The following is a 12,578-nucleotide window of genomic DNA, read 5'->3' as shown; positions in this document are numbered from 1 at the left end:
TAAGAAGTAGATTAGGTAAAGCTTAACTCATGGGATAAGTGTGGCTGCTTTTGTAACGCTGGCGTTGCTTTTTTTCTTTTGGCTTCAATGGCTTGGGCTCTATAAAATTTGACTACATCCTTCAGGGTAAAAACAGAAAGCAAAAGGTAGATTCTCTGGGGCCAGGCTAAACGCTTAAGAAAGAAATTCACGATGTACCGTTTCTTGTAAATGGCTGCTTTTTGAATATCCTGGCTGTTTCTGTTGGGGTTTTCTGTTTCTAAGATTTTTTGGGTGATACCATCCAGTGTTTTTAGGCAGGCTACAATTTGGTGGACCTTTTTCTCTTGCAACAAAGGCAAGAAGCTATACTGATAGCAGTCAATGAAAGCCGGCGGCAAAGATTTATCTGTTCTGGTATAGTATTGTATGTTCCGCTGAATCTGCTCTTGTTGAGCCTGGGCATACTCCTCTTTGCGTAAAACCTGGTGCAGGCTTTTGCTGGTAACCCGGTAGTCCAATAGTAGCTCAGGCAGGGTATGGATGCGGTAGTTTCTGGAGAGTTGCCAGAACAGCTCAAAGTCCTCTGCGTATGGTTTGGTGTAGCCATTTACGGCTTGCACGGCCTCCCTGCGGTACATGACTGTTGGGTGGTAAATCCAGCAGATAAAGGTGAGGTTGTAATAGAAATACTCGCTTTTGAAGTCATCCTGCCTCACAAACTTCCCCTGCTCATCTATCACCTTCACAAAGGAAGACACCATGGCACAGGCTGGGTTTTGCTTTAAATAAGTTACCTGCTTTTGCAGACGGTCTGGATACGCGACATCATCTGCGTCCATTCTGGCTATGTAGGGCGCCCGCGCTAGATCAATCCCTTTGTTTAAAGTGGCACTGATGCCCAGATTCTGTTCATTCTGGCACAACCGAATGCGTGGGTCTTGATAGGATTGAATAATGGCTACGCTGTCATCTGTAGACCCGTCATCTATAATCAGGAACTCAAAATCACGGAAAGACTGCTGGAGAATACTCTCCATGGCCGCTGCCAGAAAATCTTGAGCGTTGTAGACGGGCATTAACACAGAGACGGCTGGCATCATGAATGGGCAAGTTTGCGTATTCCTCTTCTAAAAATGTGTTTAATCTTGGTGGGCAGCGTGTGTTTTATGAAATACTGCTGCGGATGGCGGTACGGCTGAAATGCGTTTTCAAGAAGCCCTACTATCTCAGGGTCTTGGATATGGTGCTGTTGCAAATAGGCCTCATACCAAGTCAGGAAATAGTGCCGGGCCACGTGGTACAAGCCATTGGCTTTGGCACTCTGCTCCACAGAGCCCACCCGTTGGCGGTAGCGGTTGTGGCACGCCGAAGAGATGTAGACATTCTCTTGCAGATAGACCTTGCTTAAAAATGCCTGGTCTTCATACATCTGGTAGTCGTTGATAAAGGACTCTTCAAACCCACCAGACCTCTCAAACGCCTCTTTGGTCATGACCACCGCCGAAGGACATGGACAGGATTTGGCTTGTAATGGATACAAAGCCCTGGCTAACTCAAAAGGCTTATACACCCTATTTGCCTCTACTCCAATCTGCACTTCCACGTCTTTCCTGGCGGGATTCTCCCAACTAAACCAATACTCAGAGGCTTCGGCCACCATTCCCACCTCTGGGTTCTTTTCAAATAACTTTACTTGGTTTTCCAGCTTAAATGGCAACCAGACGTCATCAGAATCCAGGAATGCGAAAAGCTCTCCCTTAGCCTGCCTTACCCCTAGGTTTCTACTGGCCGCTGCACCTTTGTTGCTGTGTCCTGCGTGGTCTACATAAGTAATCTTTTCTGGGTAGGCGGCGGCATAGCCTTTGGCAATGTCCCGACTGTGGTTGGTGGAGCCGTCGTCTACCAAGATGATTTCCCAGTGGGCGTACGTTTGCTGACGCACGCTGTCAATGGCCTCTGAGAGGAATTCCTCTTCGTTGTAGAACGGGATAATCACCGAGACAAGCGGCCTATTCAAAGTACTCATAAGTAGCAGGAATAACGTTATCTAGGATAGCTAAGGAATTTCTGAAACGCCTGTTCCCCTAAATCAGGAACTTGGATCCTACCTAATTGGAAAGGATTTGTGTGCTGGTGAATGCGTTGTTCTTGCGTGGTGAATGCGCCAGAAAAACCAATTTGCTGCGTAACTTCTATGCTTTCTGCGTTGTAAGCGCCATAGGGAAATGAACAGGTTTTGACATTCTGGCTTGTGATGTCCTGTAAAACATCACGATTCTGTCTCCACTCTAGGAGCTGTTGTTCTTTGCTGAGGCTAGGTAATAATGGATGTGTATTGGTATGGCTCCCCACCTCAAAAAGCGAGTTAGCAGCAAGTTCTTTCAATTGGGCATAGGACATGCATGTAGACTTCTTCTCGTCAACAGCTGTTCTTCCTGCCCATTCTTTGATGCTAGCCAAATACTGTTGTTGCTCTGCATGGGCTAAAGGCCTGAGGACTTGCCAAAGTTGCAAAAACAGCTTGCTGCGTTGGGTGTCTGTTTCCTGCACAAACGCTTTCCAATGGCTTAGCTTTTCTTTAAGGTCCTGGGTGAGGTTGCATTCCTCGCCTAGGTCCAGGTCAAGCTCTATTCCAGACACATTCATTTTGAAGTGAGTTGGCAACTGGGCTGTCCCTAACATCACCTCCTCTAATTCATCCCACCAAAACCCGTTGGCTGTGTCTGTGTTTCTTGTGGCAATAAAGAATGTAGCTGGTAGATTGTATTTGTCTAGCAAGGGTTTTGCTATAAAGAAATTATCTGCATAACCGTCATCAAATGTGATAGCCAAGGTATTACTCTGAAGGCTATTTTTCTTCTGGCGGTCTAACAACTCGCTCAAGGGAATAACCCGGTAGTGATTTTTTAGGGCTTGCAGTTGCTGTTCAAACCGTTCTGGGTGCACAGAGATATCCCAAACATCATGGTCAGGCGCCTCTACTCTATGGTACATGAGTACCAACGCGCTGGGCTTTAAATAGTCCTTGATAATATGTTTGAGTTTGGCTACCATATTATGCTGCGGCTTTGGTGGCTTTTACCGCTACTATGACTTGGTAGTGCGGGTCATGCTCCTCTAGTTTCTCTTTGGGTACTTCAGGCAAACCCAAGCCGTATAAAAACTTACTGGCCGCAAACACATTGCCGTAGGTGGTAATCTCTATTTGCCCGCCTGGAAAAGCCTCTTCTAAGAGCTTGCGCATGGCTTTGTCTGTGAAGGCCCAGTACCAAGTTTCCTTCCATTCGCCGTGGTCAATGGGAGTGATGCCAGGTACGGTCAGCAGGAGGTTACCACCAGGTTTTAAGATGCGATGGCACGTGCTGAGTGCGCCTCTCACGTCATAAATTAAATGCAGGGTTTGCGTGAGCAGGAGACAATCAAAGGCAGTGGCGGGCAGGTGAGGCGCATTGCTTATATCTGCTATAAACGTGGCTTTGGGGTTGCTTTCATCTATATGCAGAATATCGCTTTGCGTTACCTTTTCCTGGCCATAATTAAGCGTGTACTCATTGTCTCCTATTTCTAAAACGCGGCCATTGATGCTGCTTGCTTTCTCCGTTAAAAACTGCTCTATGTAGAAGCGGTCTATGGGACCGCCGCGGTCATAGCCAAAATCTGTGCTGAACGGCTTGGTGCTTCCAAAATCCCCGAACTTTACTTCTCCTACCGCCGGGATAAAATTTCTGTACCAGTTGTTTCTGTGCAGATAGCGCAACCAAGAGGCCGGAATCAGTTTTTTTACTTTTTTCTTCACCATGGCTTTGTTCGCTTTTAGAGAATAAGGAAGCAAGTATTGGGGTCTGTGTTGCAGAAAAGTTAAAAGCGCGTTTAAAGTCAAAGGCCTTTTCTCCTTCAATTGATGCTCATAGAGTTCACGGCAGTAATATTTCTTCCAGGCGGTTCTTCCTTTTAGATATGCCTTCCGTTCTTCGTCGGTTTGCAACTGGTCTTTTTGCCTGTCCAATGTAGCCAGCGAGCCTTTTAGCATCTTAGGTATGTTTGAGGACATGTTGGCCGTATGGAACCGGTAAACCGCAATCTTATCTGTGTGATGCAGAACGGGGTATTTTCTGGCTACACGCAAATACAGGTCGTAGTCCTCACAGTTTTTAAGCGAAGGATTAAACAGGAATTCCTCAAACACCGACCTTCTAAACAACACCGTAGCCACCATGCCAATGTAATTGCCTTGCAACAAATGGGCGTAGTGGTTGTCTATCACTGGCACCACTCCTTCTTTGATGGCGTTCTCTTGCATGTAAAAGGCATCAAACGTTCCTGACACAAAAGCCGCCTCTTTCTGCTGTAGCAGCCGGCGCACGTTGCTTTCTATCCCTTTTGGGTACAGCCAATCATCAGCGTCCAAAAACAAAAGCATGTCACCTGTACTATGGCGTATTCCCGAATTTCTGGCAGAAGGCAATCCTTGGTTTTCTTGGTAGAGGTAGTGTACACTTGGGTACTGTTTGGCTACAACTGAGGTCTGATCTGTAGAACCATCATCTACTACTACAATTTGGGTGTGTGCGTAAGTTTGGCGAAAGATGCTTTCTATGGCTTTTGACAGGAAATGTCCTTGGTTATAACACGGAATAATAACCGATACCAATGGATTGTCCTGCGCTATAGAAAGTGTCTCTTCCATAACTTCATATGCTATCACTTGTCCCAATTCTTGGTATGCTTAAAATAAAAGGCCAAACCAGAGAGTAATCCTGTCACTTGGGCCCATAAGGTTCTATACTGGAAGGGGTAATCTGGAAAGCCTTTCACTGCCGAACGGCTGTAGGACAGCAAGAGAAGCTTGGCTAAATACTTGGGATAACCTGCCCTGTAATACCGCTGTTGCCGTAATGCGGCTACCGCGTGACCCCGCATGTAATAGAAGATTTGTTTTTTCAATTCCTGCACATTTTCCCGGTGCTCATGAAAGACAATGGCCCGAGGGTTGTAGTGAATTGTATGCCCTTTGGCTAGTACCCGGTACCACATTTCTGAGTCTCCGTTGCACCCGGCGGCTCCTGCGTCCAGCAACTCATCAAAGTAGCCTACCTCTTCAAACACATCTCTCCTGAACGCCATATTTGCACCCGCTCCTATCTCCCAGACCGGTGGACCTTTAGGCAACGTGGCTTTGAAATAGTGGGTATCATAGATTTTGTCTACATAGCCTCTGTTAAAGCTCCAGTGCTTCTCAAAAATGCACTGCGCCTCAGATCTAAGGTGAGAGGCTATGACCAGTCCCGTCATAGCGGCCACATTGGGGTCCTTAAAGGTTTCCCAAACATGGTAGGCCCAAAGCGGGGTTACTAGTACATCATCATCTAAATAGGCCACCACCGGCAACCTAGCGTGTTTCGCCCCCGTGTTTCTGGCAATGTCTAGCCCAATTCTGGGTTCGCGCACATACATGACACTTTCAACTTCTTCTACAACCTGTTGGGTGGCATTGTCTGCGGGCGCATTGTCTACTACTATGATTTCTTGCGGCTGGCATTCCAACTTAAGCAGGCGATCCAGACATTGTTTCAATTGGGGAGCACGGTTGCTGGTGCAGACCACCGCAGAAACCGGAACGTGACGTGGCACTTCTTTTGTAAGTACAGGAGCAAAGACAAGCTCAAAAAACTCTCGCCACTTCTGGGTCTCCTCTTGCTCTATCCACATGCGCCACGGCCAATTGGGCAACCCGCTTAGTTTAGCGTAATACTCTACCGCTGGACCTAAGGCCGCAGCTATTTTTTTAAGCAGTTCTGGAAGGTCAAGTTCTGATTTTGGCTCTAAGAAGACATGCCCTACCGCCATAGATCGCCACCAGAACACCAGGTACTGCCCTTGTTCCATGTCCAGGATATCTGGCAGGTGCAAGCCACTGGTTAGGTTCAGGTGATGAATATGATAGGAGATGGATGCTTTCATTACCTTAGATTGTGGTATCTTCTAAAATCAGTTCAGCGTGTTTTAACCGGAAGGGCAGTTTCGGTCGTACCGCTCCCCACCATTTGCCATACCATTGGATGCCCCCCCGGTAGTCCTCTAAGTCAAAAGAAAGGCATTCATCAAAGTCGAAAAGCGCCACAGAGGTGTCCTTTACAAAGTTGAGGGAGATGTAATAAGAGCCGTCATTCAGGAAATTACCAGGTATGGTACACTCCGCCTCCATCACGCCCACCTGGCTGAGAACTGGATCTGAGGGCACGTCAAAAATGCATTCGCCACTGGCAGTAAACAGCAACAGTCCCACACTCAATTGGATGTCTTCCTTTAAGCACCAAAACTGAAACTTAACCGTGAGCGGCACTCTAATATCCAAGGGCGCCTCTGGACTCTCTAATTGCGGGATTAATTCCACAGACTTCACCCGAAGCCAATCATTGCCAGGCGCCGCTGTGGGGGAAACCCAGCTTTGTTGGAATTTGGAGTGCTGACTTTGATTGAGGTAGTTGTTGACCACCGTATGGACGTCTCCAAAAGCCTGTAGCTCACCCTTATTAAGCCAAAGCGCCTTGTCACACAAATTTTTGATGGCCTGCATGCTATGGCTGACAAATAAGATGGTACGCCCCTGTGCCTGAGACACTTCCCGCATTTTACCTAAACACTTCTTCTGGAAGTCTGCGTCCCCTACGGCCAATACTTCATCCACAATCAGAATGTCAGGTTCCAGATGGGCTGCCACAGCAAAGGCCAGCCGCACATACATGCCCGAGGAATACCGTTTGACCGGGGTATCTATAAACTCCTCTACTCCAGAGAACGCCACAATCTCATCAAACTTAGAGTGGATCTCTGCTTTGCTCATGCCTAGAATGTAGCCGCTTATGTAAATGTTCTCGCGGCCGGTCAAGTCTTGGTGAAACCCAGTGCCTACCTCCAGCAGGCTACTTACTTTTCCCTTTCCGCGCACGGTGCCTTCCGTGGGCTTCACAATCCTGGAAATGATTTTGAGCAAAGTAGATTTTCCCGATCCGTTACTGCCAATCACCCCTACGGCCTCGCCGTGTTTTACCTCAAAGTTGATGTCTTGCAAGGCCAGGATGGATTGGTTTTCTATATGGTCAGATTTCCCCACCAAACCTGTCTTAAAATAAGGGTCTTCCTTTTTCAAAATGGAGGTGGTAAACCATCGCTGGACATCGCGCCTGAACGTACCCGTGCCAATTGTACCCAAGCGGTACAGTTTGTACAGATGTTCTACCTTGATGACAGTCTCAGACATACCTTTCTATCTCCATTTTCAAACTACATCAATCAACTTGTCACCCTGCTTGTTGAAAAACAAAATGGCACTGAACAATAAAACCAGCGTGATTACCAAGCTGTACAACAGCTGTCCTGGGGTGACCAATCCTTGGCCTAACATGGAGAGTCTGAACAGCTCAAACAGCGGCGTCAATGGGTTTAACTGCACCACCCAGCGCAACTTCTCTGGGATGACGGTCAAAGGGTAAATGACCGGTGTAATGAACATCAGCAACCTAACTCCCAGGCTCACAAGGTTGGTGATATCACGGTACTTGGCAGTGAGTACAGAAAAAAGCAGCCCCAGCCCTAATCCAAACAATCCCACCAAAGCAACGGCTACTGGTAACAACAGCAGAGACCAACTCCAGGTAAAAGCAAAGTCAGTGGCTAGGCTGTAGTACAGGATGACGACTATGAACATGCCCAACTGAATGAAGAACCGCAGAAACTGCGTACTCACAATAGAAAGCGGCATGATGATTCTAGGGAAATAGACTTTGCTGAACAACTGAATGTTCTCCCTAAACGTGTTAGACGTGCCTGTAAAACTGTCACTGAAGAAGTTCCAAAGGACAATGCCCGAGGCATAGAAGACTACCGGAGGCAGCGCTCCGGTAGAGATTCCCACCAGTTTATTGAATACCAACACGTAAGTAAGCAGCGTGAGGATGGGTTGAAACAAAATCCAGAGCGGCCCCAACACTGTTTGGTTATAATTCAATAGAAAATACCGCCGTACTAACCCTACCAACAAATGCCTATAAGCCCACAATTCCTGAAGGCTGTGGCTCCAGAAAGTGGTCTTATTTGTAATCTCCCAATCCCATTTGGTAGAAGGGGCCGTTGGCATAGCAGGGGTGAATCAAGCAATTAGGACGTAAGGCGCAGTGCAGGTATACCAACAATACTATCTAGCTTTTGGCTAGTAATTGTATTGAATGCCGAAGAGAGGAGATGATGAGCTAATACGCGTATTGGATTAGCTTAATATTTATATGGTATTATACGGATATATTCCTGCTATGGTCTGAAATATTGATCACTATTTGCCTAGGAGCGGCTTTATTTTTTTGTACAAGAAAATAAACGGCGCAGGCACCCTGTTCAGAAAATAGAGATACCGCCATTTCTTCTTGAAGAGGGAGGTATAGGAGGTTTTCTTTTCAATAACCCGGCTTTGCGCTCTGTTCAAGGACAAGGCCATCCTGATGCCGGCTTTTAACGCCTTCACTGCGACAAGCTCATTTTGATAAAACTTGCCGGGCCGGTAGAGGTCATACCAGTTTTCCTGGCACGTGTCTCCTTTAAAAGACCTAGTACTAAGGCCGCTGTACTGCCGGTTATAGGTCACCAAGGGATTGGCTAGGAAAGCCACCTTATGGGAAATGGCAATTTTACCGCAGAAATAACTATCCTCGCCGCTCACCATCCCCACCGGAAAGCAATCAACTTCTTGGCAAATGGCGCGCGGCACCACCGTTGAAGACAATCTGGTGATCTTGTTGTGCAGCTCAGCTTTAAAATAGTCTGGCAGAATTCCTGTTTCTAAGCCCAAGTCAGGCTCCAACACCTTGTTTCTATCAGCTACTTTATGGGCTGCAATGTACAAGCCACAGTTTGGATACTGTTGCATAAACTGGAGCATCTCCTCTAGATATAGGGGCTGCCAAAGGTCATCGGCGTCTAGAAAAGCAATGTATTCTGCCTGTGATTGGCGTATGCCGTGGTTCCGGGCAGAAGAAACGCCTTCGTTCTGCTGGTGAAATATCTTGATTCTGTTATCTGTGAAACTCTTGACCACTTCTAAGCCATTGTCTGTAGAGCCATCATCCACCACTACCACCTCAAATTTGGTCAAGGTCTGCTTTAGCACAGATTGCAAGGTAGCGCCCACGTAAGCCCCTTTGTTATAAAGCGGAATTACAACACTAAATATGGGGCTCGCTTGGCTCATTTAAGAAAACGCACGTTTTTACTTGCTAACAGCAAAGAGACACCACTCTTACAGTCAGACCTCTAAGAAAGGGAATTCTAAATTTTAAATTGCCATTTGGCCCGGCTTTTTCCTATTATTTTGATTTAGTTTCTGGCCTGCTCCTCTGGCTATTGCAAATTATTTAAAACTTAACACCCTCCGTTTTTGGCCTGGTTTGCCCAAAACAAGCCAAAAACAAAATGGCCTGTCCTTTACAGAACAGGCCATTTTGCACTAAACAAGAAATGGGTCTAGTGTTTGCCGCCTCTACCGGCAATGTTAGGGTTGTTGACATCATCTTTGCCAGAAGTACCGCCAGATGACTGCTTGCGCTGCTCCGGGTCACTGCCGTGGCCGGCACTACCGCTGCTTTTACCGCCGCCGGTACCATCGTTGCCGTTGTGGTTTCCTTTAAAGCCGCTGTGGCTGTCACCTAGCCCGCCCGCATGGGTGCCGCGGCCAGTGTCTTTGTCACTTTCAGCGCCGCGCGGAGTGTGGCTTACCGGGCTAGAAGGCACTTTGCCCAAGCCCTGCGCTTCGCCGCGTCCGCCGCCTTGACGGCCTAAGATGTCACCACCGCCGTTTATGTCATCATGGGCTTGTCCCTTGTCCAGGTTGCCGCCGGCATCATTGATGTCTTCTCTGCCTTGAGAATCATAATTGGCCGTGTTGCCGTCTTTGGCCTTGGTACCGTAGTTGTGGTCTGCAAAACCGCCCGTTGGTTGATTGGTGGCTTTGTTCTTATTATTAGCTTGGTTCTCGTTTTCTTGATTCTCGGAATTTCTATTGTCGTCAGCCATGGTCTTTTAAGGTTGAGGGTGAATACTTATACAAACGTGTACCCTATTTACGAGACCAAGGCCACAGAGTTAGTGCCGTCCTGCAGGCCAAGTTTCAATATTCCGTGCTACGCCCAGAAAAGCCCGCCCCCAGTTTATCTATTTTTGGGCAAGTGTAGGTAGGATGTTGGCCTTGGCCCATTGCACGGCCATGAACGTTTTACCGTCATTAAACACGTTCTCTGCCAATTCTTTAGGGCTGTATAAGATGGATTGGATGCTTTCATGTTCATCGTCTTTGCCCCCGCCCTCGTTTACCTGGTGGCTGACCTCGGCATAAAACAGGACTATTTTCTCTGAACAAGCTCCTGGCGAAGGATAGAACTCAGAGATGAACTCTAGTTTGTCTACGGCGTAGCCAATTTCTTCCTCAATCTCCCTGGTGATGGCGTCTTCGGGTTTTTCATCTTGGCTGTCCAGCATGCCGGCTACCACTTCTACCATGTCTTGCTCCACGGCCGGACGGTACTGTTTGGCCAAGATGAACTTTTGCTGGGCAGTGTCAAAGACCAAGGCAGCGGCTGCAACACCCGTCTGGAAGACTTCGCGCTTAAACTCCTCCTGCCCGTTCTGCACCGTGTAAACCTGCAATTGATAATGACCTTTATAAGCGGTTTCTTTTTTGGTTATTTTCATGAAAAGAGAATGTTTGAGTCTTAGAAAAAGCGGCTTGTACGCGCCAAAGGCAATACGTTTGTGTGCGGGGCTGGTTTGTGTACAACGCTTCGGAAAGAATTGGCAAGATTAAGGCCGCCGGGCACAAATGTGCGTACATGATACCGTAATTATTTATTTTATGAAAAAATCATTTTTACTGGGTCTGCTTCTGTTGCTGGCCACCGTGGGCGGCGCGCAGGCGCAAGCCACTTCTAGTCACTACAAAGCCGCAGAAACCCTCTTGTTGACCATGGACACTCCCAAAACGGTAGACACCAACCTGCAGCAGATGCTCACCCTGCAAATGGACCAGATGCCGGCCATGAAAGACGCCGAAATAGAGGTGCGTTCCTTCTTTGCCAAATACATGAGCTGGGATGCCCTCAAAGAGGACATGATCAAAATGTACATGGAGGAGTTCACCGAGAAGGAGCTCAAAGACATGACCGTTTTCTTTAAGACGCCCACCGGCAAGAAATTGGCTGCCAAGCAAAGCACGCTCACCTTGCGCGGCGCGCAGTTGGGCCAGTCCAAGATTCAGCCGCACCTGATGGAGCTACAACAGATTCTGCAGAAGAAGATGCAGGACAACTAAGCAATTGTTGATGTAACCGTTTTTTAAGGCAAGGCCTACCTCACTACATGAGGTAGGCCTAGTCGTTTTTGGCCTGATTTCCAGAAAACAGCCTAAAAACCACTCTAGTCAGACTCTTTCTCCTGCAACCAAAACAATGCGGTTTCTTATAAGTTAGTAAGCTGACCCGGTTCTCTGCGCTGTGTGCTAGGATTTTGTCCAATCTGTAAACTCTCCATACTTTACTACTTCTATCATGAAAAAACTAGTTTTGCTTTTCACCTTCGTTCTCTTTCTAATGACCACCGCACAGGCTCAACAGATTAAAACCCAACTGGTAGAATACAAAGAAGGCCAAACCACGCTGGAAGGCTATCTGGCGTATGACCCCGCCCTGAAAGGCAAAAGACCCGCCGTACTGGTGGTGCATGAGTGGACGGGCATCAATGACTACACCAAGAAACGCTGCGATCAATTGGCTAAGATGGGTTACGTGGCTTTTGCCGCTGATATTTATGGAAAAGGCGTGCGTCCTACCTCTCCAGCCGCCGCCGGCGCCGAGGCCGGTAAATACAAAAACAACGTTCTCTTACTTAGAGCCAGAGTCAATGCCGCCTTGGACCATCTAAGAAAGCAAGCCAACGTGGACACCAAGAAGATGGCGGCCATTGGGTATTGCTTTGGCGGAACCACGGTGTTGGAACTAGCCCGCAGCGGCGCTGATTTGGCGGGCGTGGTAAGCTTTCACGGAGGATTGGGTTCGCCCAACCCGGCAGACGCCAAGAACATCAAAGCCAAAGTATTGGTAGCCCACGGCGCCATTGACCCCTATGTGTCTAAAGCTGAACTGGACGGATTTTGGAAAGAGATGAATGACGCCAAAGTAGATTACCAGTTCATTGCCTACAGCAACGCCATACACGCCTTCACAAACCCAGAGGCTGGTAATGACAACAGCAAAGGCGCCGCCTACAACGCCGCCGCCGACAGACGCTCTTGGGATGCCATGAAACAATTCTTCGCAGAAATTTTCAAATAGGAAGGCCTTACAAATCTTACAGGAAGAGGAAGTGGCGGCATGCAGCTTCCTCTTCTTCGTTTTTGGGCTGTTTTCTGGAAATTAGGCCAAAAACGAAGAAGAGCATTTTCTGTTGGCCTATCCAATTCAATTAGAATTTCTAAGCAGAACAGAAGAAGTTTAACAACGGGCCTTGGCCGCAACTCTTACGTTGCATTGACAGTACAAGTCCATGCCGATGCTATT

The 12,578-nt window shown here is 47.7% G+C and carries 12 protein-coding genes; 2 read left to right on the top strand and 10 right to left on the bottom strand.

All coding sequences use genetic code 11. The features are described 5' to 3' along the window. Nucleotides 1–11: 11 nt before the first annotated feature. The 10 genes from TH61_RS11680 to TH61_RS11635 form a co-directional block, all read right to left on the bottom strand. Entirely contained in the window at nt 12–1,082 is a 1,071-nt protein-coding gene (locus TH61_RS11680; protein ID WP_066509407.1) for a glycosyltransferase, read from the bottom strand. Beyond that, nucleotides 1,079–2,008, bottom strand: coding sequence for a glycosyltransferase family A protein (locus TH61_RS11675; protein ID WP_066509404.1), 930 nt, complete (start codon nt 2,006–2,008; stop codon nt 1,079–1,081). Before TH61_RS11675 ends, TH61_RS11680 begins: the two co-directional genes overlap by 4 nt. 17 nt (nt 2,009–2,025) lie before the next feature. Further along, nucleotides 2,026–3,036 carry a polysaccharide deacetylase family protein gene (locus TH61_RS11670; RefSeq protein WP_066509401.1) on the bottom strand — a complete coding sequence of 337 codons (1,011 nt, stop codon included), beginning with the start codon at nt 3,034–3,036 and terminating at the stop codon, nt 2,026–2,028. A 1-nt stretch (nt 3,037) separates the two neighbouring features. After that, nucleotides 3,038–4,669 (bottom strand): glycosyltransferase, encoded by a 1,632-nt coding sequence (locus tag TH61_RS17840; protein WP_071887838.1) that lies wholly within the window; start codon nt 4,667–4,669, stop codon nt 3,038–3,040. A 14-nt stretch (nt 4,670–4,683) separates the two neighbouring features. Continuing rightward, nucleotides 4,684–5,943, bottom strand: a complete 1,260-nt coding sequence (locus TH61_RS11660; protein WP_066509398.1) for a glycosyltransferase family 2 protein — start codon at nt 5,941–5,943, stop codon at nt 4,684–4,686. 4 nt (nt 5,944–5,947) lie between these two features. Then, complete coding sequence (locus TH61_RS11655) at nt 5,948–7,243, bottom strand: ABC transporter ATP-binding protein (RefSeq protein ID WP_066509396.1); 1,296 nt, start codon at nt 7,241–7,243, stop codon at nt 5,948–5,950. Nucleotides 7,244–7,261: 18 nt separating this feature from the next. Beyond that, nucleotides 7,262–8,119, bottom strand: coding sequence for an ABC transporter permease (locus TH61_RS11650; protein ID WP_066509394.1), 858 nt, complete (start codon nt 8,117–8,119; stop codon nt 7,262–7,264). 192 nt (nt 8,120–8,311) lie between these two features. Further along, the gene (locus TH61_RS11645; RefSeq protein WP_066509392.1) at nt 8,312–9,223 is read right to left on the bottom strand and encodes a glycosyltransferase family 2 protein; all 912 of its coding nucleotides are present in this window, start codon (nt 9,221–9,223) and stop codon (nt 8,312–8,314) included. Nucleotides 9,224–9,495: 272 nt separating this feature from the next. Next, nucleotides 9,496–10,044, bottom strand: a complete 549-nt coding sequence (locus TH61_RS11640) for a hypothetical protein (protein WP_066509390.1) — start codon at nt 10,042–10,044, stop codon at nt 9,496–9,498. 138 nt (nt 10,045–10,182) lie between these two features. Further along, nucleotides 10,183–10,719, bottom strand: a complete 537-nt coding sequence (locus tag TH61_RS11635) for an NUDIX domain-containing protein (RefSeq protein ID WP_066509387.1) — start codon at nt 10,717–10,719, stop codon at nt 10,183–10,185. 160 nt (nt 10,720–10,879) lie between these two features. On the opposite strand from TH61_RS11635, the gene TH61_RS11630 reads away from it, so the two are divergent. After that, complete coding sequence (locus TH61_RS11630; RefSeq protein WP_197464035.1) at nt 10,880–11,335, top strand: DUF2059 domain-containing protein; 456 nt, start codon at nt 10,880–10,882, stop codon at nt 11,333–11,335. 235 nt (nt 11,336–11,570) lie between these two features. After that, nucleotides 11,571–12,353: a dienelactone hydrolase family protein gene (locus TH61_RS11625; protein WP_082780364.1), complete on the top strand. Its 783-nt coding sequence runs from the start codon at nt 11,571–11,573 to the stop codon at nt 12,351–12,353. Nucleotides 12,354–12,578: the final 225 nt, after the last annotated feature.

This window comes from Rufibacter sp. DG15C (assembly GCF_001577755.1).
Lineage (GTDB): Bacteria > Bacteroidota > Bacteroidia > Cytophagales > Hymenobacteraceae > Nibribacter.
This window is presented reverse-complemented; position numbering and strand designations above follow the sequence as displayed.